The organism is Pseudocitrobacter cyperus, assembly GCF_039889165.1.
Lineage (GTDB): Bacteria > Pseudomonadota > Gammaproteobacteria > Enterobacterales > Enterobacteriaceae > Pseudocitrobacter > Pseudocitrobacter cyperus.
The window spans coordinates 44,547-69,877 of the sequence record NZ_JAYMYY010000001.1; the positions used below are offsets into that span (position 1 = coordinate 44,547).

At 54.7% G+C, this 25,331-nt stretch carries 27 protein-coding genes; 20 read left to right on the forward strand and 7 right to left on the reverse strand.

What is annotated here, in order from left to right; translation table 11 throughout:
* The first annotated feature begins 2 nt into the window (after window positions 1-2).
* The 9 genes from cheR to bglB all read left to right on the forward strand — a co-directional run bounded on the left by cheR (window position 3) and on the right by bglB (window position 9,685).
* A complete protein-coding gene (gene cheR, locus VSR74_RS00260) occupies window positions 3-857 on the forward strand; it encodes a protein-glutamate O-methyltransferase CheR (RefSeq protein ID WP_347792839.1) in 855 nt (284 codons plus the stop codon).
* Complete coding sequence (locus tag VSR74_RS00265; protein ID WP_347792840.1) at window positions 854-1,903, forward strand: protein-glutamate methylesterase/protein-glutamine glutaminase; 1,050 nt, start codon at window positions 854-856, stop codon at window positions 1,901-1,903. The genes cheR and VSR74_RS00265 overlap by 4 nt, the downstream gene beginning before the upstream one ends.
* A 14-nt stretch (window positions 1,904-1,917) precedes the next feature.
* A complete protein-coding gene (gene cheY, locus VSR74_RS00270; protein ID WP_015964001.1) occupies window positions 1,918-2,307 on the forward strand; it encodes a chemotaxis response regulator CheY in 390 nt (129 codons plus the stop codon).
* A gap of 10 nt (window positions 2,308-2,317) precedes the next feature.
* Window positions 2,318-2,962, forward strand: coding sequence for a protein phosphatase CheZ (cheZ, locus tag VSR74_RS00275; RefSeq protein WP_347792841.1), 645 nt, complete (start codon window positions 2,318-2,320; stop codon window positions 2,960-2,962).
* A gap of 131 nt (window positions 2,963-3,093) precedes the next feature.
* Window positions 3,094-4,242, forward strand: coding sequence for a flagellar biosynthesis protein FlhB (flhB, locus tag VSR74_RS00280; protein WP_347792842.1), 1,149 nt, complete (start codon window positions 3,094-3,096; stop codon window positions 4,240-4,242).
* Window positions 4,235-6,313 carry a flagellar biosynthesis protein FlhA gene (flhA, locus tag VSR74_RS00285; RefSeq protein ID WP_347792843.1) on the forward strand — a complete coding sequence of 693 codons (2,079 nt, stop codon included), beginning with the start codon at window positions 4,235-4,237 and terminating at the stop codon, window positions 6,311-6,313. The genes flhB and flhA overlap by 8 nt, the downstream gene beginning before the upstream one ends.
* A complete protein-coding gene (gene flhE / locus VSR74_RS00290; RefSeq protein ID WP_347792844.1) occupies window positions 6,313-6,705 on the forward strand; it encodes a flagellar protein FlhE in 393 nt (130 codons plus the stop codon). Before flhA ends, flhE begins: the two co-directional genes overlap by 1 nt.
* A gap of 251 nt (window positions 6,706-6,956) precedes the next feature.
* A complete protein-coding gene (locus VSR74_RS00295; RefSeq protein ID WP_347792845.1) occupies window positions 6,957-8,540 on the forward strand; it encodes an MFS transporter in 1,584 nt (527 codons plus the stop codon).
* 5 nt (window positions 8,541-8,545) lie between these two features.
* Window positions 8,546-9,685 carry a beta-galactosidase BglB gene (bglB, locus tag VSR74_RS00300; protein ID WP_347792846.1) on the forward strand — a complete coding sequence of 380 codons (1,140 nt, stop codon included), beginning with the start codon at window positions 8,546-8,548 and terminating at the stop codon, window positions 9,683-9,685.
* Window positions 9,686-9,766: 81 nt separating this feature from the next.
* Here bglB and argS read toward each other — a convergent pair whose 3' ends face one another.
* The gene (argS, locus tag VSR74_RS00305; protein ID WP_347792847.1) at window positions 9,767-11,500 is read right to left on the reverse strand and encodes an arginine--tRNA ligase; all 1,734 of its coding nucleotides are present in this window, start codon (window positions 11,498-11,500) and stop codon (window positions 9,767-9,769) included.
* 230 nt (window positions 11,501-11,730) lie between these two features.
* Between argS and VSR74_RS00310 the strand changes: the two genes are divergently transcribed.
* The 4 genes from VSR74_RS00310 to VSR74_RS00325 all read left to right on the forward strand — a co-directional run bounded on the left by VSR74_RS00310 (window position 11,731) and on the right by VSR74_RS00325 (window position 14,394).
* Window positions 11,731-12,297 carry a VOC family protein gene (locus VSR74_RS00310; protein WP_347792848.1) on the forward strand — a complete coding sequence of 189 codons (567 nt, stop codon included), beginning with the start codon at window positions 11,731-11,733 and terminating at the stop codon, window positions 12,295-12,297.
* Window positions 12,298-12,372: 75 nt separating this feature from the next.
* Window positions 12,373-13,116, forward strand: a complete 744-nt coding sequence (gene cutC / locus VSR74_RS00315; RefSeq protein WP_347792849.1) for a copper homeostasis protein CutC — start codon at window positions 12,373-12,375, stop codon at window positions 13,114-13,116.
* Between the two features lie 184 nt (window positions 13,117-13,300).
* Window positions 13,301-13,702 carry an MbcA/ParS/Xre antitoxin family protein gene (locus tag VSR74_RS00320; RefSeq protein WP_347792850.1) on the forward strand — a complete coding sequence of 134 codons (402 nt, stop codon included), beginning with the start codon at window positions 13,301-13,303 and terminating at the stop codon, window positions 13,700-13,702.
* Window positions 13,699-14,394, forward strand: a complete 696-nt coding sequence (locus VSR74_RS00325) for an RES family NAD+ phosphorylase (RefSeq protein ID WP_347792851.1) — start codon at window positions 13,699-13,701, stop codon at window positions 14,392-14,394. Before VSR74_RS00320 ends, VSR74_RS00325 begins: the two co-directional genes overlap by 4 nt.
* Before the next feature lie 47 nt (window positions 14,395-14,441).
* Here the strand turns inward: VSR74_RS00325 and cmoB are convergent, their stop codons facing one another.
* Genes cmoB through VSR74_RS00350 form a run of 5 tightly spaced genes read right to left on the reverse strand, consistent with a single transcriptional unit; the run spans window position 14,442 to window position 18,019 of the window.
* Window positions 14,442-15,410, reverse strand: a complete 969-nt coding sequence (cmoB, locus tag VSR74_RS00330; RefSeq protein WP_347792852.1) for a tRNA 5-methoxyuridine(34)/uridine 5-oxyacetic acid(34) synthase CmoB — start codon at window positions 15,408-15,410, stop codon at window positions 14,442-14,444.
* Window positions 15,407-16,150: a carboxy-S-adenosyl-L-methionine synthase CmoA gene (gene cmoA, locus VSR74_RS00335; RefSeq protein ID WP_347792853.1), complete on the reverse strand. Its 744-nt coding sequence runs from the start codon at window positions 16,148-16,150 to the stop codon at window positions 15,407-15,409. Before cmoA ends, cmoB begins: the two co-directional genes overlap by 4 nt.
* Before the next feature lie 39 nt (window positions 16,151-16,189).
* Window positions 16,190-16,585 (reverse strand): MAPEG family protein, encoded by a 396-nt coding sequence (locus VSR74_RS00340; protein ID WP_347792854.1) that lies wholly within the window; start codon window positions 16,583-16,585, stop codon window positions 16,190-16,192.
* Between the two features lie 52 nt (window positions 16,586-16,637).
* Window positions 16,638-17,456, reverse strand: coding sequence for a DUF72 domain-containing protein (locus VSR74_RS00345; RefSeq protein ID WP_347792855.1), 819 nt, complete (start codon window positions 17,454-17,456; stop codon window positions 16,638-16,640).
* Window positions 17,453-18,019, reverse strand: a complete 567-nt coding sequence (locus VSR74_RS00350; RefSeq protein WP_347792856.1) for a hydrolase — start codon at window positions 18,017-18,019, stop codon at window positions 17,453-17,455. The genes VSR74_RS00345 and VSR74_RS00350 overlap by 4 nt, the downstream gene beginning before the upstream one ends.
* A 244-nt stretch (window positions 18,020-18,263) precedes the next feature.
* Between VSR74_RS00350 and aspS the strand changes: the two genes are divergently transcribed.
* Genes aspS through ruvC form a run of 4 tightly spaced genes read left to right on the forward strand, consistent with a single transcriptional unit; the run spans window position 18,264 to window position 21,819 of the window.
* Window positions 18,264-20,051, forward strand: a complete 1,788-nt coding sequence (gene aspS, locus VSR74_RS00355; RefSeq protein WP_347792857.1) for an aspartate--tRNA ligase — start codon at window positions 18,264-18,266, stop codon at window positions 20,049-20,051.
* 1 nt (window position 20,052) lies between these two features.
* Window positions 20,053-20,496: a dihydroneopterin triphosphate diphosphatase gene (nudB, locus tag VSR74_RS00360; protein WP_347792858.1), complete on the forward strand. Its 444-nt coding sequence runs from the start codon at window positions 20,053-20,055 to the stop codon at window positions 20,494-20,496.
* Window positions 20,497-20,523: 27 nt separating this feature from the next.
* Window positions 20,524-21,264: a YebC/PmpR family DNA-binding transcriptional regulator gene (locus VSR74_RS00365; RefSeq protein WP_347792859.1), complete on the forward strand. Its 741-nt coding sequence runs from the start codon at window positions 20,524-20,526 to the stop codon at window positions 21,262-21,264.
* Between the two features lie 33 nt (window positions 21,265-21,297).
* Window positions 21,298-21,819, forward strand: a complete 522-nt coding sequence (gene ruvC / locus VSR74_RS00370) for a crossover junction endodeoxyribonuclease RuvC (RefSeq protein WP_015964021.1) — start codon at window positions 21,298-21,300, stop codon at window positions 21,817-21,819.
* Here ruvC and VSR74_RS00375 read toward each other — a convergent pair whose 3' ends face one another.
* Window positions 21,820-22,422, reverse strand: a complete 603-nt coding sequence (locus VSR74_RS00375) for a YebB family permuted papain-like enzyme (protein ID WP_347792860.1) — start codon at window positions 22,420-22,422, stop codon at window positions 21,820-21,822.
* Between the two features lie 348 nt (window positions 22,423-22,770).
* Here VSR74_RS00375 and VSR74_RS00380 point away from each other — a divergent pair, with 348 nt between their 5' ends.
* The 3 genes from VSR74_RS00380 to ruvB all read left to right on the forward strand — a co-directional run bounded on the left by VSR74_RS00380 (window position 22,771) and on the right by ruvB (window position 25,307).
* Complete coding sequence (locus tag VSR74_RS00380; protein WP_347792861.1) at window positions 22,771-23,487, forward strand: hypothetical protein; 717 nt, start codon at window positions 22,771-22,773, stop codon at window positions 23,485-23,487.
* Window positions 23,488-23,676: 189 nt separating this feature from the next.
* The gene (ruvA, locus tag VSR74_RS00385) at window positions 23,677-24,288 is read left to right on the forward strand and encodes a Holliday junction branch migration protein RuvA (protein ID WP_347792862.1); all 612 of its coding nucleotides are present in this window, start codon (window positions 23,677-23,679) and stop codon (window positions 24,286-24,288) included.
* 8 nt (window positions 24,289-24,296) lie between these two features.
* Entirely contained in the window at window positions 24,297-25,307 is a 1,011-nt protein-coding gene (gene ruvB / locus VSR74_RS00390) for a Holliday junction branch migration DNA helicase RuvB (RefSeq protein WP_347792863.1), read from the forward strand.
* Window positions 25,308-25,331: the final 24 nt, after the last annotated feature.

Here is a 25,331-nt window from a genome sequence, read left to right on the forward strand (position 1 = left end):
CTATGACATCCATACCCTCGTCGTTCACCACACCGATGACGCAGCGCCTTGAGCTGTCTGACACTCAGTTTCGTCGGATAAGCCAACTGATCCACCAGCGGGCAGGCATTGTGCTGGCGGATCACAAGCGCGATATGGTCTACAACCGGCTTGTACGCCGTTTGCGCACGCTGGAGCTGGACGATTTTGGCCACTATTTATCGTTGCTTGAGAGTGACACAGAAAGCACAGAATGGCAGGCGTTTATTAACTCATTAACCACCAACCTAACGGCATTTTTTCGCGAAGCGCACCATTTCCCGACGCTGGCTGAGCATGCGGCAAAGCGGCGGGGGGAATACCGGGTCTGGAGTGCGGCGGCGTCGACGGGAGAGGAACCCTATTCCATCGCCATGACGCTTGCGCAAACGTTGGGGAGTACGCCGGGGAGCTGGAAAATACACGCCAGTGATATCGACACTGAAGTGCTGAAAAAAGCGCAGAACGGCATTTATCGCCAGGAAGAACTGAAGACGCTAACCCAGCAGCAGCTTCAGCGCTGGTTTATGCGTGGTACCGGCCCGCATGCCGGGCTGGTTAAGGTTCGCGCTGAACTGGCGAATTTTGTTGATTTCTCCAGCGTTAATCTGCTTGAACGTCACTACAACGTTCCGGGGCCATTTGATGCAATATTCTGTCGTAACGTAATGATCTACTTTGATAAAGCGACGCAGCAGGCCATTCTCCGCCGTTTTATCCCACTGCTAAAGCCGGGAGGATTACTGTTTGCCGGGCACTCGGAGAACTTTAGCCACCTCGTGCATGAATTTAGTCTGCGGGGGCAAACGGTTTACGCGCTGAGTAAGGAAAACGCATGAGTAAAATCAGGGTGCTTTCGGTTGATGATTCGGCGCTGATGCGGCAAATCATGACCGAAATAATTAACAGTCACAGCGACATGGAAATCGTCGCCACCGCGCCAGATCCGTTGGTCGCCAGGGATTTAATCAAAAAATTTAATCCTGATGTTCTGACGCTGGATGTCGAAATGCCGCGTATGGATGGACTCGATTTCCTTGAAAAACTGATGCGCCTGCGTCCGATGCCGGTGGTCATGGTCTCTTCGCTAACCGGGAAAGGGTCGGAGGTCACTCTACGCGCGCTGGAACTGGGCGCGGTGGATTTTGTCACCAAACCGCAGTTGGGGATCCGCGAAGGCATGCTGGCCTACAGCGAAATGATTGCGGAAAAAATACGTGCGGCGGCGCGGGCGCAGATTGCCGCGCACAAAACGCTGCCCGCCCCGGCGGCTTTAAAAACCGGGCCGCTATTGAGTTCTGAAAAGCTGATTGCCATTGGCGCGTCCACTGGCGGCACGGAGGCAATCCGTCATGTGTTGCAGCCGCTGCCGCTAACCAGCCCCGCGCTGCTGATCACCCAGCATATGCCGCCGGGATTCACCCGATCTTTTGCCGATCGGCTCAATAAGCTATGCCAGATAGGCGTGAAGGAAGCCGAAGATGGCGAGCGCGTTTTGCCAGGACATGCCTACATTGCGCCGGGCGATCGGCATATGGAACTGGCGCGTAGCGGGGCGAATTATCAAATCAAAATCCACGACGGGCCCGCGGTCAACCGGCATCGCCCGTCGGTGGACGTGTTATTTCATTCCGTGGCCCGCTATGCGGGGCGTAATGCCGTTGGGGCGATCCTCACCGGAATGGGCAACGACGGCGCGGCGGGATTACGGGCGATGCACCAGGCGGGCGCCTGGACGATTGCCCAGAATGAAGCCAGTTGTGTGGTGTTCGGCATGCCGCGTGAAGCCATCAATATGGGTGGCGTCAGCGAAGTGGTCGATCTTAGTCAGATAAGCCAGCAGATGCTGGCGAAAATCAGTGCCGGACAGGCAATACGAATATAACAGGAGAGATGGGAATGGCGGATAAAGAGCTTAAGTTTTTGGTCGTGGATGACTTTTCCACCATGCGCCGCATTGTGCGTAACCTGCTAAAAGAACTGGGTTTTAATAATGTCGAAGAGGCGGAAGACGGTGTCGATGCGCTGAATAAATTACAGGCTGGCGGTTTTGGCTTTGTGATTTCTGACTGGAACATGCCGAATATGGACGGGCTGGATCTGCTAAAAACGATCCGTGGTGATGGCGCCATGGCGGCATTACCGGTTCTGATGGTGACGGCGGAAGCGAAGAAAGAGAACATCATCGCCGCCGCGCAGGCCGGAGCCAGTGGCTATGTGGTGAAGCCATTTACCGCCGCGACGCTGGAAGAGAAGCTGAATAAGATTTTCGAGAAGCTGGGCATGTGAGGAGATGACGATGATACACCCCCCCATTAAGCCCGATGATGAACACTCCGCAGCCGATATTATTGCGCGTATCGGCAGCCTGACCCGCATGCTGCGCGACAGCCTGCGGGAGCTGGGGCTCGATCAGGCTATCGCCGAGGCGGCGGAAGCCATTCCTGATGCGCGGGATCGTCTGGACTATGTTGTCCAGATGACCGCTCAGGCGGCCGAACGCGCGCTGAACAGCGTTGAAGCGTCGCAACCGCATCAGGACGCGCTGGAGAAAAACGCCAACGCGTTGAGCACGCGCTGGGATGAATGGTTTGAGAACCCGATCGAACTGGCGGATGCGCGTGAACTGGTGAGCGATACGCGCCAGTATCTGCGCGATGTTCCGGAGCATACCCGCTCCACCAATGCCCAGTTGCTGGAAATTATGATGGCGCAGGACTTCCAGGATCTCACCGGGCAGGTGATTAAACGGATGATGGATGTGATTCAGGAGATTGAGCGCCAGCTATTAATGGTGCTGCTGGAGAATATGCCTGAGCCGTCAACGCGGACGAAACGTGAAAACGAAAGCCTGCTCAACGGCCCGCAGATGGACACGTCGAAAGCCGGCGTGGTTGCCAGCCAGGATCAGGTCGACGATCTGCTCGATAGTTTAGGTTTCTGATTTTTTTGTACACATTGCACCCGTGCCTGGCGTAAACGGGGGAGTTTCCCCTGTTTTACGCGCCTTTTCCTCCGATTGTTCTTTTCCCCTCGCGCAATAATGACCGTGGATGAGTCTGCGAGAGCCACGGCGTGTCAGAAGAAAACGACGATAAAACAGAAGACCCCACACCCCAACGGCTGGAAAAAGCGCGCGAAGAGGGGCAAATTCCGCGATCGCGAGAGTTAACCTCGCTGCTGATCCTGCTGGTGGGGGTTTGCGTCATCTGGCTGGGTGGGGAGTCGCTTGCCCGCCGTTTAGCCAGCTTGCTCTCCTCCGGGCTGCGCTTTGATCACTCAATTATCAACGACCCGAATCTTATTCTCGGGCAGATAATCCTGTTGCTGAAAGAGGCGATGCTGGCGCTGATGCCGCTGATTGTCGGCGTGGTGGTCGTGGCGCTGATAGCGCCTGTGATGCTCGGCGGGCTGGTATTTAGCGGCAAATCGCTGGCTTTTAAGCTTGATAAGCTCAACCCGCTGCCGGGCATTAAGCGCATGTTCTCGGCGCAAACGGCGGCGGAACTGATGAAGGCGGTGATGAAATCGCTGCTGATGGGCAGCATGGCCGGGCTCTTTTTGTGGCTTCACTGGCCGGAGATGATGCGGCTTATCAGCGAGTCTCCCCTGGTCGCGATGGGGAATGCCCTCAATATGGTGGGTTTTTGTGCGCTGCTGGTGGTACTGGCCATCATCCCGATGGTGGGATTTGACGTCTTCTGGCAAATCTACAGCCATCTTAAAAAACTGCGCATGTCCCGGCAGGATATTCGTGATGAATTTAAACAGAGCGAAGGCGACCCGCATGTGAAAGGGCGCATTCGTCAGATGCAGCGAGCGGCGGCCCGACGACGAATGATGGCGGACGTGCCGAAGGCGGACGTGATAGTCAACAACCCGACACACTACTCGGTGGCTTTACAGTACGACGAAAACAAAATGAGCGCCCCACGGGTGGTGGCGAAAGGTGCCGGGCTGGTTGCCCTGCGTATTCGTGAACTGGGCGAGGAAAATCGCGTGCCGATGCTGGAAGCGCCACCGCTGGCGCGTGCGCTCTATCGTCATGCCGAAGTAGGGCAGCAAATTCCCGGGCAGCTTTATGCTGCCGTGGCGGAAGTGCTTGCCTGGGTCTGGCAGCTTAAACGCTGGCGACTGGCGGGCGGAACGCCGCCGAAAAAACCTGATAACCTGCCGGTGCCTGAGGCGCTGGATTTTTTGAATGAGAAGGACTCCGATGGCTAATCTGGCTGCAATGCTGCGTCTGCCCGACACGTTTAAATCTACCCAATGGCAGGTTCTCGCCGGGCCGGTGCTGATCCTGCTGATTTTGTCGATGATGGTGTTGCCGCTGCCGGCATTCGTTCTCGACCTGCTGTTTACCTTTAATATCGCGCTGTCCATTATGGTGCTGCTGGTGGCGATGTTTACCCAGCGCACGCTGGAGTTTGCCGCGTTTCCAACCATTCTGCTCTTCACGACATTACTCCGTCTGGCCCTGAACGTTGCCTCAACGCGTATTATCCTGATGGATGGGCATACCGGCGGCGCGGCGGCGGGAAAGGTGGTTGAAGCCTTCGGCCACTTCCTGGTGGGGGGCAACTTTGCTATCGGTATCGTGGTCTTCATTATCCTTGTGATCATCAACTTTATGGTTATCACCAAAGGTGCCGGGCGTATTGCTGAAGTGGGCGCGCGTTTCGTGCTGGATGGCATGCCGGGTAAACAGATGGCTATCGATGCCGATCTCAACGCCGGAATTATCGGCGAGGAGGAGGCGAAAAAACGCCGCAGCGAAGTGACCCAGGAGGCCGATTTCTACGGTTCGATGGACGGCGCGAGCAAGTTTGTGCGCGGCGATGCCATCGCCGGGATCCTGATTATGGTGATCAACATCATTGGCGGCCTGCTGGTTGGCGTTTTGCAGCACGGGCTGCCGTTGGGTAAAGCCGCGGAATCCTACACCCTGTTGACCATTGGTGATGGCCTGGTGGCGCAGATCCCGGCGCTGGTTATCTCTACGGCGGCGGGGGTGATTGTCACCCGCGTCAGTACTGAACAGGATGTCGGTGAGCAGATGGTTAGCCAGTTGTTCAGCAACCCGCGCGTGATGCTGCTCAGTGCCGCCGTTCTCGGGTTGCTGGGCCTGGTGCCCGGAATGCCGAACTTTGTGTTTCTGTTATTTACCGCAGCGCTGCTGGGGCTCGCCTGGTGGCAACGTGGCCGCGCGTTGAATACGCCGGAACCGCCGCAGCCGACCAAAACCGTGGAAAATACCCAGGCTGTCGAGGCCACCTGGAATGATGTGCAACTGGAAGATACGTTGGGCATGGAGGTGGGCTACCGCCTGATCCCGATGGTGGATTTTCAGCAGGATGGCGAACTACTGGGTCGCATCCGCAGTATCCGTAAAAAGTTCGCCCAGGAGACGGGCTTCCTGCCGCCTGTGGTGCATATTCGCGACAATATGGATTTACCTCCCGCGCGCTACCGTATTTTGCTTAAAGGCGTCGAAATTGGCAGCGGTGAGGCCTATCCGGGGCGCTGGCTGGCGATTAACCCGGGGACGGCGGCGGGGACGCTGCCCGGTGAAGTCACGGTCGACCCGGCATTTGGCCTGGCGGCTATCTGGATTGAAAATGCGCTGAAAGAGCAGGCGCAAATCCAGGGCTTTACGGTGGTAGAGGCGAGCACCGTGGTGGCAACGCATCTTAACCACTTGATTAGCCAGCATTCATCGGAGCTGTTTGGCCGCCAGGAGGCGCAGCAACTGCTGGATCGTGTAACCCAGGAGATGCCGAAGCTGACGGAAGATCTGGTGCCCGGGGTGGTGACGCTGACCACGCTGCATAAGGTGCTGCAAAACCTGCTGGATGAAAAAGTCCCGATCCGCGATATGCGTACCATTCTGGAGACCCTGGCGGAACACGCGCCGGTGCAGGTCGACCCGAATGAATTGACCGCTGTCGTCCGTGTGGCGCTGGGACGGGCTATCACCCAGCGCTGGTTCCCGGGCAGTGACGAGGTGCAGGTGATTGGCCTCGACGCGCCGCTGGAGCGTTTGTTATTGCAGGCTCTGCAAAGCGGCGGCGGGCTGGAGCCGGGGTTGGCAGACCGCTTGTTGGCGCAAACCCAGGAGGCGCTCTCTCGTCAGGAGATGCTTGGCGCGCCGCCTGTTCTGCTGGTGAACCATGCGCTGCGTCCGCTGTTGTCGCGCTTCTTACGCCGCAGCCTGCCGCAACTGGTTGTGCTCTCGAGTCTGGAGCTGTCGGATAACCGTAACATCCGTATGACCGCGACGATTGGCGGGAAATAATGATCAAGTATCTGCTGTTATTCTGTTTGTCCTTTACCGTTCATGCGGCGGGAGAGGGGGCCTGGCAGGCCAGCCGTGCGGGGCTAACGCTGAATCATCGTGGCGAGTCTGTCTCCTCCGCGCCGCTTCGCGCAACCGGGCCTGTGACGGGCGCGATGACGCTGGTCGCATGGCGCTATGAGCTTAACGGCCCGATTCCTGCCGGGTTGAGAACACGTCTGTGTTCTTCCAGCCGCTGTGTGGAGATTGATAGTCAAAGCGGCACTACGCATGCATTCGCTCATGTTTCCGCCGCAGAATCACTGCGCTTTATCTGGGAAGTCCCGGGCGGTGGTCGGTTGATCCCGGCGTTGCAAGTGCGCCGTATTGCGGTGATTGTTAACTACCGCTAATTGTTTTTTTCTTAGCCATAAACAGCACTAATCTGTAGTAGGCCTCGCATTTTTGGCCCCTGCTTTTGATTGAAAAGAAACGTTGTTTTATAAATCGGTGAAGCACGTGCCACCACTCTTTGCATTTTTGCCAGTGAATGGATTCTCCTGGCAGTAATGGAAAGGTATAAAGCTTTGCATGATTTTACTGTAGCCGTGTCAGTCCTCTCTTGTCTTCTGAGAGGGGCTTAAAAAACACAGGATCCACGGCGATGAAAACACGAAAAATAGGTTTGGCTAATTACCTTGCTTACGGGTCAGGGGATTTTCTCGGCGCAGGCACCACTGCGTTAACGGCAGCCTGGCTGCTCTACTTCTACACTACCTTCTGCGGCTTAACGCCGATTGAAGCCACGTTCATTTTCGCGACGGCGCGCGTGCTTGATGCCGTTGTCAGCCCGCTGATGGGCTTCTTAACCGATAACTTTGGCTCGACCTGGCTTGGTAAGCGCTTTGGTCGGCGTAAGTTCTTTATTCTGCTCGGTATTCCCTGCGTCTTCAGCTACTCCTTTATGTGGGTCGGAGACATGGGCTTCTGGTACTACCTGCTGACGTATCTGATCTTCGATATCGTCTACACCATGATTCTGGTGCCGTATGAAACGCTGGTGCCGGAAATGACCGATGATTTCAAACAGAAAACTAAGTTCTCCGGCGCGCGTATTTCTATGGCGCAGATGTCGGCGATTCTGGCCTCTTTCCTGCCTGGTATTCTGTTGACCACCTTCGGTAAAGACAACGCCATCTCCTTCTTCTACGCAAGCCTGGTCTTCTCGGTATTGTGTGCCACGATGCTGACCTTCGTGTGGTTCTTCACCTGGGAGCGCCCGCGTGAAGAGTGGACGGAAGCGGCACTGCGCGCCGAAGAAGAGAAAAAACATCTCACTTTTGCACAAAGCATGAGTCGTCTTATCACCGAACTGACTTCCACGCTGCGCATCAAGATTTTCCGCCAGCATCTGGGCATGTATTTGGGTGGTTATATCGCGCAGGACGTGTTTAATGCCGTCTTTACCTACTATGTGGTCTTCGTGCTGATGCAGGAAGCCTCTATGGCCTCTAACCTGCTGGGTACCATGGCTATCTTCCAGTTCATCGCGGTTATCGCCATGATCCCACTGTGTATCCGCTTCGGGCCTGCACCATCCTATCGCATGGTGGTGGTGCTGTTTGGTCTGGGTTCACTCTCTTACGCCGCGCTCTACTATGCGGGCATGAGCGATGTCTATTCACTGCTGCTGCTGATTTCTGCCATTGCCGGTCTGGGTCGCGGCGGTATCAACTATGTACCGTGGAACACCTACACCTATATCTCCGATGTGGATGAGGTGATCACCGGCCAGCGTCGTGAAGGGATCTTCGCAGGCATTATGACCCTGACGCGTAAAGCCTCTCAGGCGGGCGCGGTAATGATGGTCGGCATCATTATGCAGATGTCGGGCTTTGTGTCCGGGCAGAAAGTACAGCCGCCTGAGGTGAGCCACACCATCCTGATGATTTTAAGCTTCGGCACTATTCTGGTGCTGGCCTGCGGCTTCCTGGTCTCACTGCGTTTCAAACTGAACCTGAAAACGCACAGCGTACTGCGTGAAGAGACCGCGAAGATGCGCGCATCTGGCCGCGCGATGCCGGAAAGCATTACGCCTTCCGCCCGTGCGACGGTCGAGATGCTGGCGGGGATGCCTTATGAATCCCTGTGGGGCAACAACAATATTGGTTATCTGAATCGTAACAAACCTGCTGCGCCATCGCTTAAGCAGGACGTCACACTGAACTCGACTTATAACAGAGGTTAATGGATATGAAAGTCTGGCCCGTTAAACACAGCGCATTATTACGTCAACCGGAGCGCTTTATCTCAAGGGAAGAACTAAAAGGCTTGATCCAGACGGTTACTCACAATCTGGTCAATATCAAGGATGAAACTGGTCAGTTTCTGCTGCGTCTCGACGATGGCCGTGTAATCGACACTAAAGGCTGGGCCGGATGGGAGTGGACGCACGGCGTCGGGCTCTATGGCATTCACCAGTATTTCCAGCAGACCGGCGATACTGCCATGCGGGATATCATCGATAACTGGTTTGCTGACCGCTTTGCCGAAGGCGCCACCACCAAAAACGTCAATACCATGGCGCCGTTCCTGACCCTGGCGTACCGTTATGAAGAGACCGGCAATGCAGAGTATCTGCCGTGGCTGGATAGCTGGGCTGAGTGGGCGATGAACGAAATGCCGCGCACCCGTCATGGCGGCATGCAGCATATTACTCTCGCCGAAGAGAATCATCAGCAGATGTGGGATGACACATTGATGATGACCGTTCTGCCGCTGGCGAAAATCGGCAAACTGCTTAACCGTCCGGAATATGTTGAAGAAGCGGTGTACCAGTTCCTGCTGCATGTGCAGAACCTGATGGATCGGGAAACCGGGCTCTGGTTCCACGGCTGGACTTATGAAGGTCAGCATAACTTCGCCAACGCCCGCTGGGCGCGCGGCAATAGCTGGCTGACCATTGTGATCCCGGACTTCCTGGAGCTGGTGGATCTTCCTGAAAACAACGCCGTGCGCCGCTATCTGGTTCAGGTGTTGAACGCACAGATAGACGCGCTGGCAAAATGCCAGGATGAAAGCGGTTTGTGGCATACGTTGCTCGACGATCCCAATTCATACCTCGAAGCCTCTGCGACGGCAGGGTTTGCCTACGGGATCCTGAAAGCGGTACGTAAGCGCTACGTCGGGCCGGAGTATGCAGAAGTGGCCGAGAAAGCCATTCAAGGGATTGTGAAGCATATCTCGCCGGAAGGTGAACTGCTGCAAACCTCGTTCGGCACCGGGATGGGGTCAAATCTTGATTTCTATCGCGAGATCCCGCTGACCTCTATGCCATACGGCCAGGCGATGGCAATTCTGTGTCTGACGGAGTATTTGCGGAAATATTTCTGATGGCGTGCGGATTAGCACCGTTCGGCGGGCAAGCGTAGCGCCTCACCAAAAAAGAAACCCGGCTTTCACCGGGTTTCTTTTTTACATCCGTTCAACCGTCTCGATACCCAACGTATCCAAACCTGTTTTCAGGGTTTTTGCCGTCAGCAGCGCCAGTTTCAGGCGGCTGTTACGTACCGCTTCGCTCTCTGCGCTGAGGATCGGGCAGTGTTCGTAGAAACCAGAGAACAGCCCAGCCAGATCGTACAGATACGCGCACATAACGTGCGGTGTGCCTTCACGGGCGACCACGTTCAGGGTCTCTTCGAACTGCAACAGGCGTGCGGCCAGTTGGGCTTCACGATCTTCTTTGATCTCAACCGTGGCGTTCAGCAGTTTGCTCTCTTCAATACCGGCTTTACGGAATACAGAGAGGACGCGGGTATAGGCATATTGCATGTATGGCGCGGTGTTGCCCTCAAACGCCAGCATGTTGTCCCAGTCGAAGATGTAGTCGGTGGTACGGTTTTTGGAAAGATCGGCGTATTTCACCGCGCCGATACCGACGACATTGGCCAGTTTTTCCAGTTCATCGGCTGGCATATCCGGGTTCTTCTCGGCAACCAGGCGACGGGCGCGTTCCAGCGCTTCGTCCAGCAGATCCGCCAGTTTCACCGTACCGCCCGCACGAGTTTTAAACGGCTTCCCGTCTTTACCCAGCATCATGCCGAACATGTGGTGTTCCAGCGGCACAGACTCCGGCACGTAGCCCGCTTTACGCACGATAGTCCACGCCTGCATCAGGTGCTGATGCTGACGGGAATCGATGTAGTAGAGTACGCGGTCGGCATGCAGGGTTTCATAACGGTACTTCGCACAGGCGATATCGGTGGTGGTGTAGAGGTAGCCGCCATCCTTTTTCTGGATGATGACGCCCATAGGCTCGCCTTCTTTGTTCTTGTATTCGTCAAGGAACACGACGGTTGCGCCTTCGCTCTCTACGGCCATACCTTTGGCTTTCAGGTCAGCCACAACGCCTGGCAACATCGGGTTGTACAGGCTTTCACCCATGACATCGTCGCGGGTCAGGGTGACGTTCAGACGGTTGTAGGTGATCTGGTTTTGGGTCATGGTGATATCGACCAGCTTGCGCCACATCTCGCGGAAGTATTCATCGCCACCCTGCAGTTTGACGACGTAGCTACGTGCGCGTTCGGCAAAGGCTTCATCTTCATCGTAATGTTTTTTCGCATCACGATAGAAACCTTCGAGGTCAGCCAGTTCCATTTCACCCGCATTTTCCTGCTGCTGTTTTTCCAGCCATGCAATCAGCATCCCGAACTGGGTACCCCAGTCGCCGACGTGGTTGGCGCGAATTACTTTGTGACCCAGCAGCTCCAGGGTGCGTACAGAGGCGTCGCCAATAATGGTTGAGCGCAGGTGGCCGACGTGCATCTCTTTGGCAACGTTCGGCGCAGAGTAGTCGACAACGACAGTCTGCGGAACAGGCTGCGTAATGCCGAGGCGTGGATCGGCCAGCGCGGAATTAACGTGCTCAGCCAGAAACGCCGGGTCAAGGAAGATGTTGATAAAACCCGGGCCGGCAATTTCAACTTTGCAGGCGACACCGGTAAGGTCAAGGTGAGACAAAACCTGCTCTGCCAGTTGTCGCGGCGCCATGCCCAGTTTTTTTGCAACCGCCATCACGCCATTAGCCTGATAGTCGCCGAACTGAACTTTTGCTGACTGACGAACCTGGGGTTCGCAATCGGCAGGCGCGCCTGCCGCAATCAGGGCCTGGCTAACCTTGTCTGAGAGAAGAGCCTGAATATTCACCGAAATACCTTACATTGAAAGACGCGCAAACCCGTGGTGGCCCGCGTCGGGTGTGGATAAATTAAAGCGGGAGTATACTTCATTTGCCTGATGGCGTCAGCATCAGGGACGCGTTACGACCACCCGAACTACCCGCCCGATTAATGAATGACCATTCATAACATAGTCAGTATTGGTTCAGCGCAGACAACAGGGTAGATTAGCGCCTTCATGAAAAACAGGAGTGGAAAATGGCAAACTGGCAGTCAATTGAGGCATTGAGTGATATTTCTGCGGATCTCCCGCGTTTCGTTCAGGCATTAACCGAGCTTTCCACTCGCCTGGGGTTAGATATTGCCCCGCTCGACGCCGATCATATTTCGCTGCGTTGCCATCAGAATGCCACTGCTGAACGCTGGCGACGCGGGCTGGAGCAGTGTGGCGAGCTGCTTTCTGAGAATATTATTAACGGGCGACCCATTTGTCTTTTCAGGCTACGCGAGCCGGTCTGTGTGGCGCACTGGCAATTTAGCGTGGTCGAACTGCCATGGCCGGGGGAAAAACGCTATCCGCACGAAGGATGGGAGCATATCGAAATTGTGCTGCCGGGCTCTCCTGAAACCCTTAATGCGCGAGCGCTGGCGTTGCTGAGCGACGAGGGGCTAAGCCAGCCGGGGATTTTCGTCAAAACCAGCTCGCCGAAAGGGGAGAAAGAGCGCCTGCCGAACCCGACGCTTGCCGTGACGGATGGTAACGTGACCATCAAATTTCATCCGTGGACAATAGAAGCGATCGTTGCCAGCGAACAGGCTGTGTAACAATGTGAAGTGGCGCGGGGTCTGCACAGGCTAACCGTGGCATGATCCGCCCAGTTTCGTGTTTTGGAGAATCGAATGACAGTGCTGGAGATTTGCTGTTACAGCATGGAGTGCGCGGAAAGCGCAGAACGCAGCGGAGCCGATCGCATCGAGCTTTGCGCCGCCCCGCTGGAAGGCGGGCTTACGCCCTCATACGGAGTGTTGAAATCGACGCGCGAGCGGGTGTCGATACCGGTGCATCCTATCATTCGCCCGCGTGGCGGTGATTTTTGTTACACCGAGGGGGAGTTTCTGGCAATGCTGGACGACGTGCGCACGGTTCGCGAACTGGGTTATCCCGGCCTTGTGATCGGCGTACTGGATGCCGACGGCAACGTGGATAAAACACGGATGCAGCAAATTATGACGGCAGCCGGCCCGCTGGCCGTCACTTTTCACCGCGCGTTTGATATGTGTGCGAATCCACTGGAAGCTTTTGAAACATTAGCGGAATTGGGCGTTGCCAGAGTATTGACGTCCGGGCAAAAAGCGTCGGCCGAAAAAGGTCTTTCATTAATTCGGGAACTTATTGCTCATGCTGGTGCTCCAATCATTATGGCGGGGGCAGGAGTCAGGGCCAGCAACCTTGAACTGTTTCTTGAGGCAGGTGTGAAGGAAGTTCACAGCTCTGCCGGGAAGTGGATCCCGTCGGCAATGCGTTACCGTAACCCGGGTCTCTCCATGTCAACTGACCCGGACGCGGATGAATACTCGCGCTATGCCGTCGATGCCGCCGCCGTTGCGCAAATGAAGGCGATTATCGCGCGCCGCGCCGAATAACTGATTTTTACCGCGCATCATGTCGCCCAATATGATGTTTGCTTGTACCAGGCCCCTGCCAATTCAACAGGGGCCTTTTTTTATGCGTGATGCAGTAAGATTCGACAATGTACATAAATGTACGTATGGATTATTATTGTCTGTATATAAGCATTCATTAAAACTAACTTGCTGAGGGGGAGATATGGCAACCGTGCACAAGAATCAGGAAAATAATGCGGTTGATACCAGTAAAGCGCTGCCCGTTGTCTTCCGTATTCTGGATAAATGGCAATGCAGCACAGATGAACAATTAAGACTGCTTGGTATTAGTTCACGTTCAACATTGAACAAATATAAAGAAGTGAGTGGCGGTATTCGTTTGAGTGCGGATACGCTCGAGCGGATGAGTTATATCCTTAACATCCATAAGTGCCTGCGCGTATTGTTCACCGCAGATGACAGCATTTATGGCTGGGTGCGCAAACCGAATAATCATCCCTTCTTTGCCGGGCGATCGGCAATGGAGGTGATGAACGGCGGCCGCGTGGCGGATCTCTACGAGGTCGCCACGCGTCTGCAGGCCTGGAGAGGGGGAATGGCTTGAATAATGACGCTCCGGTTCTGAAGGCCTTTAAGGGGGCATCGGCTTATCGCATTATCCCCAGCCGTTATCCCACCATTGATTTGTTTGAAGATGTCGCGAGCAGCGATGAATTAGAAGCCGTGTGGGCTGTTGAAGCCATCACCAATGAACGGTTACAGGAGCAGGTGGGGAGCCTGTCGCGGGTGCCGAAAGAAGACTGGCTCGTCGGGCTGCCTGGTTGCAGTTATGTGATGGCAGCCTTTACGCATGTGAATCCGGAAGGGGCACGCTTTACGACGGGGGATTTTGGCGGCTATTACTGCGCGCCGCAGCTTGATACGGCGGTGAAAGAGACGGTATACCACCAGGAACGCATTTTTGGCTATACCAACGAACCTGCGCAAAAAGTACAGATGCGGGTGCTTTATACTGAGTTTGATGCCACGTTAGCTGATATTACGCAGGAGCCTTTTCTCTCTTCTTCGATTTACCATGCCACTGACTACAGCCAGTCGAAGGTTTTCGCGCAGCAGCAGAAGGCGCAAAAAGTGGACGGGATCCACTATTGCTCGGTTCGCCATGCCGGACATAGCTGTTATGTCTTGTATCGCCCTTGCCTGGTGACGAAGATCCTTCAGACGGAGCACCTGGAATATCACTGGAACGGCAGGTCTGTTTCCAACATTCTCAGCATCAGGTTGTATGGAGAGTAACGGCGCAACGCCTGGGATGCGAAGCGCCATTATACGTTGCGGCGGAATTAAGGCTTTTTGGCAATCAACACCGCGCGCAGCGGGGCAGGATAACCTTCTACGGTTTTGCTCGGGTCATTCGGGTCGAGGAAGTCAGCCAGCGATTCCGTAACCATCCATTCGGTACGTCGCTGCTCTTCAGTAGAGGTGACGGACATATCAACGATACGCACATCGACAAAACCACACTTTTCCAGCCAGTTTTTTAACGCCGGCGCGGAGGGAATAAAATAGACGTTACGCATTTGCGCATAGCGATCGCCGGGCACCAGCACGCTATTTTCGTCGCCTTCAATAACCAGCGTTTCCAGCACCAGTTCCCCTTCGTTCACCAGTTGATCTTTCAACTGCCAGAGATGTTCAAGCGGCGAGCGACGATGGTACAGCACCCCCATTGAGAACACCGTATCAAAAGCTTTCAGAGCCGGAAGTTGCTCAATGCCGAGCGGCAGCAGATGCGCGCGCTGGTCATTACCCAGCAGTTTGCGTACCGCTTCGAACTGACACAGGAACAACTGCGTCGGGTCGATACCAACAGCCAGATGCGCGCCCGCGCCAATCATTCGCCACATGTGGTAGCCGCTGCCGCAGCCCACGTCGAGGATCGTGCGCCCGGTCAGGTCGGAAAGATGCGGCAGTACGCGCTCCCATTTCCAGTCAGAACGCCACTCCGTGTCAATGTTCACGTCATACAGAGAGTATGGGCCTTTGCGCCACGGCATCAGGTTACGCATTAACGTGTCAATGCGTTTGCGTTGCCCGTCGCTGAGCGGCGTTTCACTCTCGGCGGTTACGCTGTGCAGCAGGTCGAGTTTCCACGGGGTGATTTCCGGCAGAAACTCGACGGCGTTTGACCACTGCTTAAACAGACCATGCTGATCGCGCTGCCAGGCGGCAATCTGCGCAGGCAGGGTTTCCAGCCAGTGGGCGAGGTGATTTTTGGCAATAAGCTGATAGAAGTTGCCGAACTCAATCATGCTGCCGCTCCCGCTTTTAGTGCCACCAGAGAGCCGAAGTTGAAACACTGGAACCACAGTTCACTGTGCTCAAAACCAGCCTGGCTCAGACGTGCTTTATGGGTTTCGACGGAGTCGGTCAGCATGACGTTTTCCAGCATGCTGCGCTTCTGGCTGATTTCCAGTTCGCTGTAACCGTTAGCGCGTTTAAAGTCGTGATGCATGTTGAACAACAGTTCGCCAACGGTGGCATCTTCAAAGCTGAATTTTTCCGACAGCACCAGTGCGCCGCCGGGGTTCAGGCCTTTATAGATTTTGTTAAGCAGCGCCTGGCGTTCCGCTGGCTCGAGGAATTGCAGCGTAAAATTGAGCACCACCATTGAGGCATTCTCAATTTCAATATCGCGAATATCCCCTTCTAATACCTCAACCGGCGTCGGCGCTTTATACGCATCAATGTGGCGGCGGCAACGTTCGACCATCGCCGGCGAGTTATCCACGGCGATAATTTTACTGCTCTCATGGGCAATATTACGGCGAATGGAGAGCGTTGCCGCACCCAGCGAACAGCCGAGATCGTAGACCTGCGTGGCAGGCTGCACAAAACGTTCCGCCAGCATACCGATCATCGAGATGATATTGGAGTAGCCTGGGACGGAACGTTGGATCATATCCGGGAAGACTTCGGCTACCCGTTCATCAAAGGTCCAGTCGCCGAGACGGGCAATTGGCGCAGAAAAAAGCGTGTCGCGGTGAGACATAACGTAAAATCCGAAAAAACGAAAACGGCGTATTGTGCGCTAACGGAGTGAGAAAACCAACTCCCACGGCATATACCAGAGATTAGCCAGCACCATCAGCAACAGCGAAATATAGGTAGCGCTCATACCAGAGCGGCGCCAGCGGAAGAGGCGATGATGAAAACCGTAATAGTGCATCAGACGACCCGCCAACAGCAGAATGCCGCACAGATGAACCATCCAGGTTTCCGCACCGTTCATTTCCATAAACAGCAATAAAATTACACCGATAGGGATGTACTCTACTGCATTACCATGGATGCGGATGGCACTCTGCAGCTCGCTAAAACCGCCGTCGCCGTAAGCTACGCGGTATTGCATACGCAGACGGACAACGTCGAAGGAAAACTTGATCAACAAGAGTGCGGCCAGTACGGCATAAAGCGCACTTACCATACAAACTCCCTTTTAGGCTGGTAGATGGCATCCACTATGATAGGTAGGATTATCAAAAAAGAGAAGATTGTTGTGGAAGCGCGGGCGCAGAACCCACTTCCGGCAGGGCGGTTTGCAACGTTTGCCAGAGGGCGTTAACCAGTTCCAGCGCTTGCGCTATATCAGGCGTATGCAGGAACAGGTAGGGCGTTGTTGTCTCAGTCCAGACGGGCAGTTTATTTAGCCAGGGGGCGAAAAGCTCCTGATTCTGCAGCATATTATCGCTACCGATAAAACGCACCATCGGGTTTTTGGCCGTGACGATGGCGTGTACCGGCACCTTTGGTTTTTTCCGCTGCGCGTCGACTATCGCTTCACTGTGCGGCACGGCAGCATGTACCGGGCGGCTATCGAGAATGGTGCGATTGACGCCGCGTGCCATTAACCCGCGATTTAACTGCTGCTCATACTCGCCCTTGTCGAAAAACTGTGGGTGACGCACTTCAACGCCATAGGTGAAGTTTTTCGGCAGGCCGTCGAGAAAGGCCCACAGACCGGGGAGATCCTGAGGACTAAACGTCGCGGGCAACTGCAACCAGTATTGCCCGATGCGATCTTCCAGCGGCGACATTCGCTGGAAAAATTCGTGCGTCAGGTCGTCACAGTGGCGCAGTTTAGCCTCGTGCGAAATGGTGGCGGGAAATTTAAAGCAGAAGCGAAAGTTATCGTGGGTCTGCTCCCGCCAGCGCGTCACGATCTCAGCTTTTGGCAGGGCATACAGGGTGGTATTGCCCTCGACACAGTTGAAGTAACGGGCGTAATCCTCCAGCCCGCTAATCCCCTGGCGTCCCCATTTCGGATGTGACCACTGTGGCAGACCAACGTAAATCATAGGGCTTGTGCAATCTCTTCGCTGCTGCGTATACGGGCGATACGCGGGAAAATATGCGTCATGCTGCCCTGGTGCTGCTCCGTGCTGGCGGCGCTGCACGCATCTTCGGCAATCACCAGGTTGAAGCCGAGTTCCCAGGCGTTACGGGCGGTAGATTCAACACCGATGTTGGTGGAGATCCCGCATAATATAATGGTGTCGATACCGCGACGGCGAAGCTGTAATTCGAGATCGGTGCCGTAGAATGCGCCCCACTGGCGCTTGATCACTTCAATATCGCTCTCTTTTTTCCCCAGAGCCTGCGGATACGTCCACCAGTTTTCCGGCAGCGCATGCGCACCTGCTTGTGTATCTACGGGTTGTTTCAGCGCTTCGGCGAAATCAGCAGACCAGCCGACGCGCACCATCACCACCGGAGAGCCCGCAGCACGGCACTTTTCCGCCAGATGGGCGGCGCGGGCGACAACATCGCTCGCCGTATGCGGCCCACCTGCGAAAGGCAGAATGCCCTCCTGGAGGTCAATAATCACCAGTGCGGTCTTTTGCGCATCTAAATTCAACATCACGTTTCTCATCTGAACAGGCAAACAGAGCAATACCTTACGACGTCTGACAGGTTATAACAGGGATATATTTTGTTAATTTTTGTGAGTCTGCGCAATAAGCGTTCAGCAAACGCGCGGATAAACCCCAGCGGGCTTATCGCCAGCGAGAATTTCCAGTATAATAACCCCCTTTTTTCATCCAGTAGTGACATTCAGCAAAAGCTGCGACAGTTGTGCCTGCGGCTAAGTTAAGGGATATCTCATGCGTACAGAATATTGCGGACAGCTACGACTGTCCCACGTAGGGCAGCAAGTGACCCTGTGTGGTTGGGTCAACCGTCGTCGTGATCTCGGTAGCCTTATCTTCATAGATATGCGTGACCGCGAAGGCATCGTACAGGTGTTTTTCGATCCGGATCGCGCGGATGCGTTAAAGCTGGCCTCCGAACTGCGTAATGAGTTCTGCATTCAGGTTACCGGCACCGTGCGTGCGCGCGACGGGAAAAACGTCAACGCCGACATGGCGACCGGCGAAATCGAAGTGCTTGCGTCTGATCTGACCATCATCAACCGTTCAGAATCGCTGCCGCTGGATTCAAACCACGTTAACACCGAAGAAGCGCGTCTGAAGTACCGCTACCTTGACCTGCGTCGCCCGGAAATGGCGCAACGCCTGAAAACGCGTGCCAAAATCACCAGCTTCGTGCGTCGCTTTATGGACGATCACGGTTTCCTCGATATCGAAACCCCGATGCTGACCAAAGCCACGCCGGAAGGGGCGCGCGACTATCTGGTTCCGTCTCGTGTACACAAAGGCAAATTCTACGCGCTGCCGCAGTCTCCGCAGCTTTTCAAACAGTTGCTGATGATGTCCGGCTTTGACCGCTATTACCAGATAGTGAAATGCTTCCGTGACGAAGACCTGCGTGCCGATCGTCAGCCGGAATTTACCCAGATCGATGTGGAAACGTCCTTCCTGACCGCGCCGCAGGTGCGTGAAATAATGGAAGCGCTGATCCGCCAGTTGTGGCTGGAAATTAAAGGCGTCGATTTGGGTGATTTCCCTGTCATGACCTTCGCCGAAGCTGAACGCCGTTACGGTTCCGATAAACCGGATCTGCGTAACCCGATGGAGCTGGTGGACGTTGCTGACCTGCTGAAAGACGTTGAGTTCGCGGTCTTCGCCGGCCCGGCAAACGATCCGAAAGGCCGCGTGGCGGCGCTGCGTGTACCTGGCGGTGCGGCGCTCACCCGTAAGCTCATCGACGAGTACGGTAACTTCGTCAAGATCTACGGCGCGAAAGGTCTGGCCTATATTAAAGTCAACGAACGTGCGAAAGGTCTTGAAGGCATCAACAGCCCGGTGGCGAAATTCCTGAATGCGGACATCGTCGAAGCGATTCTTGAGCGCACCGGCGCGCAAGATGGCGATATGATCTTCTTCGGCGCGGACAACAAAAAAGTGGTTGCCGATGCGCTGGGCGCGCTGCGTCTGAAACTGGGTAAAGACCTGAATCTGACCGATGAGTCCATGTGGGCGCCGCTGTGGGTTATCGACTTCCCGATGTTTGAAGACGACGGCGAAGGCGGCCTGACCGCGATGCACCATCCGTTCACTTCACCGAAAGATATGACTGCAGACGAGCTGAAAGCGGCGCCGGAAGACGCGGTCGCCAATGCTTACGATATGGTCATCAACGGCTATGAAGTGGGCGGCGGTTCCGTGCGTATCCACCGTGGCGAAATGCAGCAGACCGTGTTTGGCATTCTGGGCATTAATGAACAGGAACAGCGCGAGAAATTCGGCTTCCTGCTCGACGCCCTGAAATATGGTACGCCGCCGCATGCGGGTCTGGCATTCGGCCTTGACCGTCTGACCATGCTGCTGACCGGCACCGATAACATCCGTGACGTTATTGCCTTCCCGAAAACCACCGCGGCTGCCTGCCTGATGACCGAAGCGCCAAGCTTCGCCAATCCGACAGCGCTGTCTGAACTGAGCATTCAGGTGGTAGCGAAGGAAGCGAAAGAGTCTGCGGAGAACAAGTAATATGCCATTCAAGCGCCCTGTTTCGATTCTGGTGGTGATTTACGCCGAGGACACGAAGCGGGTGCTGATGCTACAGCGGCGCGACGATCCTGATTTCTGGCAGTCGGTAACCGGCAGCGTAGAAGAGGGGGAAACCGCGTCGCAGGCCGCCGCGCGTGAAGTAAAGGAAGAGGTCTCTGTTGATGTGTTCGCAGAGCGTCTGAATCTTATGGATTGTCAGCGCACGGTGGAGTTTGAAATTTTTAGTCATTTACGTCATCGCTATGCGCCGGGCGTCATGCGCAATACCGAGTCCTGGTTTTGCCTCGCGCTCCCTCACGAACGGGAGGTCGTGTTCACTGAACATCTGACCTACCGCTGGGTTGATGCTGTGGACGCCGCAGCATTAACCAAGTCGTGGAGCAACCGGCAGGCGATTGAAGAGTTTGTAATTAACGCCGCCTGAGAAGGCGCGCTTTTCGAGGAAATATTTATGGCAGGTCATAGTAAATGGGCCAACACCAAACACCGCAAAGCGGCACAGGATGCCAAGCGCGGTAAAATCTTCACCAAAATCATTCGCGAGCTGGTAACGGCTGCGCGTCTGGGCGGCGGCGACGCTGGCTCAAACCCGCGTCTTCGTGCGGCGATTGATAAAGCGCTGTCAAACAACATGACGCGTGACACTCTGAACCGTGCTATCGCGCGCGGCGTCGGCGGTGACGAAGATGCAAACATGGAAACCATCATTTATGAAGGTTACGGCCCTGGCGGTACTGCGGTGATGGTGGAATGTCTGTCTGACAACCGTAACCGTACCGTCGCTGAAGTGCGTCATGCCTTCACTAAAACCGGTGGTAACCTGGGTACTGACGGTTCTGTTGCTTACCTGTTCAGCAAAAAAGGCGTGATCTCCTTCGAGAAAGGCGACGAAGACGCCATCATGGAAGCGGCGCTGGAAGCGGGTGCTGAAGATGTGGTGACCTACGACGATGGCGCGATCGACGTGTATACCGCATGGGAAGAGATGGGCGCAGTACGCGATGCGCTGGAAGCTGCCGGCCTGAAAGCCGACGAAGCGGAAGTTTCCATGATCCCGTCGACCAAAGCGGACATGGATGCAGAAACTGCGCCGAAACTGCTGCGTCTGATCGATATGCTGGAAGACTGCGATGATGTGCAGGAAGTCTACCATAACGGTGAGATCTCTGATGAGGTAGCAGCGACGCTGTAATGGCGCCGTTCACTCAACAGCCGGAGGTGCGTGTTGTCGATTATTCTCGGGATTGACCCCGGCTCACGCATCACCGGTTACGGCGTCATCCGCCAGGTCGGCAGGCAGCTTACCTATCTCGGTAGCGGCTGCATTCGAACCAAAGTGGATGACCTGCCGTCCCGTCTGAAGCTTATCTACGCTGGCGTTAGCGAAATCATCACTCAGTTTCAGCCTGATTTTTTTGCCATTGAGCAGGTCTTTATGGCCAAGAACGCCGACTCCGCGTTAAAGCTGGGGCAGGCGCGCGGCGTGGCGATTGTCGCGGCGGTGAATCAGGATCTCCCGGTGTTCGAATATGCCGCCCGTCAGGTCAAGCAGACTGTCGTCGGCATTGGTAGCGCGGAAAAAAGCCAGGTGCAGCACATGGTGCGCACCTTGCTGAAACTCCCCGCCAACCCGCAGGCCGATGCCGCCGATGCGCTGGCGATTGCCATCACCCACTGCCATGTCAGCCAGAATGCGATGCAAATGAGTGAATCGCGGCTGAATCTGGCGAGAGGGCGACTGCGTTAGTTATATCGCCTCAGCCATTTCTGGCTGAGGCGTTTCTATCCCTTTTGCATCAATCAGCACTAAATTCGGATGGTGCCACAGGCTGGCAGGCGTGACGGTTTTACGCTCCCACGGAATTGAACCCAAAAACCAGAACTTCCAGAAGGTGAGTTTTGCGCCAGGATTGCTGTGCAGCAGATTACCAAACGTTTCAATTTCCCCGACCGGAATACATAACGCCTCTTTATAGATATCAAAGACAAACTTCGAGCAGAACTGGCGCGCAGAGTCATATTTAAAACCGGTGTGATAGAGTTTGTGCAGGCGGCCAGGAACCCTTTCAACCAGGGCGAGTTTCTGTTCAGCCGTTAACCCTCCGGCCAGGCGGCGGACGGCGTAGCGCTGCCCGGTGGAGCGTTGAATAAAACGCGACAGCGTGGTGATCGTTGAGAGTGGTACGCGGCTTTCCGCCACCAGATAATCTTCACTATTGTGCCCGATGATAATCCCTACGTGGTTGCTCCAGCACCGAGAGGCGGTGGAGATTTGCCCAAACAGGCGAGCACCGATAGCGGTAAATACGATATCACCGGTTTCATATTTAACAGGATAATTGATGTCCATAATTTCAATCCATTATTCATCTATAAATGAGGTTGTTTCTTTCCTGATGAGAAAGAATTAGCATTGCACCGGAATAATGACAAGGACTGTTTTATACATAAATTCTTTAAAGTTATCCCTGGGCTTTTATTTAGTTATGCTGTGAATGTATTAGCCGCAACGACCCAGAGCGCAGTGAGTGCTGAAATTAGCGTAACGCAGAACAATCAGGCTGTTTTTTGCAATTCATCATGACCCTTCCGGTGATCTATCCGACCTGGTTAATGCGTTGATTATAACGGGTTGGCGCCAGCAGATGATAAAAATATGCCCTTTCCCCCAACAATTGATAGTCACAGGTGATGTGCAGTGAAAAATAACAGTGAAACATTTTTTATTACGCTGATGCTCCTGCTGGTGAGTCGGATCGCGATGGCTGATCCCATTGAACCGAATGATGATAGCTGCCGACAGTATGAACAATATGCACGATGGGTGAAGCAGGGGAGCGGCAGTGATGAGCAAAAATTAATGCGCCTGAACAGGTATATAAATTATTATTATGATGAATACGCAAGCAGTTGCGACAGTTTTGATAAGGACAAAGACGAATATTTGCAGCGGGTCTTTGCTTATGTGCAGAGTAGTTTTCCGGTGACGCCTTCGCTGGTGCTGGAATGTACCACCATCACTGATGATGACATCTGTGATGGCGACCGCGACTGGACTTCGCATTTATTTTTACTCAGTGATGAAAGAAAACTTCGGCGCCCTTTGCCGTTCAAATCAAATGAAGTGTTCTTGCCTTATAGCAAAATGTATATTCCTGATATGGAAATGTTTGTTTCATTTGCTCGCTATCGCTACTCCTTGACAGGTGTTTATTATTATTTTCACTCAGGCTCAAAGAGCCAGCATATAAAATTATTACCTGGCCCACAAAAAGGGGAATTTGTTTCACTGGACACAAAGAAAATCAACGAGCAGGGGACGATTGCCTGCCAAAGAAGTGACTCCTGTAGCCGACTTACCGCGATTTATAAGCGGGACGATTATCACTATCTTAAAGCGGTCTGGTATTACTGATATTGCGTATCTGCTCTTCTCTCCCTGCTTCTGCACAGGTTGAAAGCGCGCCGGGGAGGGGCAAGCCGGCCGTTTCCTTTAGCCCCCCGTGCCGGGCGAAGCATTTTAATTTCATCCTCCGCTGGATATCTATCCAGCGTTTTTTTATGATACACCTTCGTATCAGAGCCATTAACGCAGGAGCGTCATGTGATAGGCAGACTCAGAGGCATTATTCTCGAAAAACAACCCCCGTTAGTACTGCTGGAGACGGGCGGCGTCGGCTATGAAGTCCATATGCCGATGACCTGCTTCTATGAGCTGCCGGAAGCGGGGCAGGAAGCCATCATCTTCACCCACTTTGTGGTGCGCGAAGATGCACAGTTGCTGTACGGCTTTAACAACAAACAGGAACGCACCCTGTTTAAAGAACTGATTAAAACCAACGGGGTAGGCCCCAAACTGGCGCTCGCGATCCTCTCCGGCATGTCGGCGCAGCAGTTTGTCAATGCCGTTGAGCGTGAAGAGCCTGCCGCGCTGGTGAAACTGCCGGGTATCGGTAAAAAAACCGCCGAGCGTCTGATTGTCGAAATGAAAGACCGCTTCAAGGGGCTGCACGGCGACCTGTTTACGCCAGCCGCCGATCTGGTGCTTACCTCTCCGGCAAGCCCGGCGACGGACGATGCCGAACAGGAAGCGGTTGCCGCTCTGGTGGCGCTGGGCTATAAACCTCAGGAAGCCAGCCGGATGATTAGCAAAATCGCGCGTCCGGATGCCAATAGCGAAACATTGATCCGCGAAGCGTTACGCGCTGCGCTGTGAGGTAGAGGATGATTGAAGCAGACCGCCTGATTAGTGCAGAAAGCACCTTGCCGGAAGACATCGTCGACCGTGCCATCAGGCCCAAATTGCTGGAAGAGTATATTGGCCAGCCGCAAGTGCGATCGCAGATGGAGATTTTCATCCAGGCCGCGAAACTGCGCGGAGATGCGCTCGACCATCTGCTGATATTCGGCCCGCCAGGGCTCGGTAAGACGACGCTTGCCAACATTGTCGCCAATGAGATGGGCGTTAATCTGCGTACCACTTCTGGCCCGGTGCTGGAAAAGGCAGGCGATCTGGCAGCGATGCTGACCAACCTCGAACCGCATGATGTGCTGTTTATCGATGAAATCCACCGTCTTTCGCCAGTTGTGGAAGAGGTGCTCTATCCGGCGATGGAGGATTATCAGCTTGATATCATGATTGGCGAAGGCCCGGCGGCACGTTCAATCAAAATCGATCTGCCGCCGTTTACTCTGATTGGCGCGACCACCCGCGCGGGGTCGTTAACCTCGCCGCTGCGCGACCGTTTCGGTATTGTGCAGCGTCTGGAGTTTTATCAGGTTCCCGATTTACAGCACATTGTGGGACGCAGTGCCCGCTATATGGGGCTGGAGATGAGCGAAGAAGGTGCGCTGGAAGTCGCGCGCCGGGCGCGGGGCACGCCGCGTATCGCAAACCGTCTGTTGCGACGCGTCCGTGATTTTGCGGAAGTGAAACACGATGGTAGCATTTCGGCAGACATCGCCGCGCAGGCGCTGGATATGCTGAACGTAGATGCAGAAGGGTTCGACTATATGGACCGCAAACTGCTGCTGGCGGTAATTGACAAGTTCTTCGGCGGCCCGGTTGGCCTGGATAACCTGGCGGCGGCGATTGGTGAAGAGCGGGAAACGATTGAAGACGTGCTTGAGCCCTACCTGATTCAGCAGGGCTTTTTGCAGCGTACACCGCGAGGGCGTATGGCGACGGTTCGCGCGTGGAATCACTTCGGCATTACGCCGCCGGAAATGCCCTAAGCACATCCGACCCGGGGAATCGCA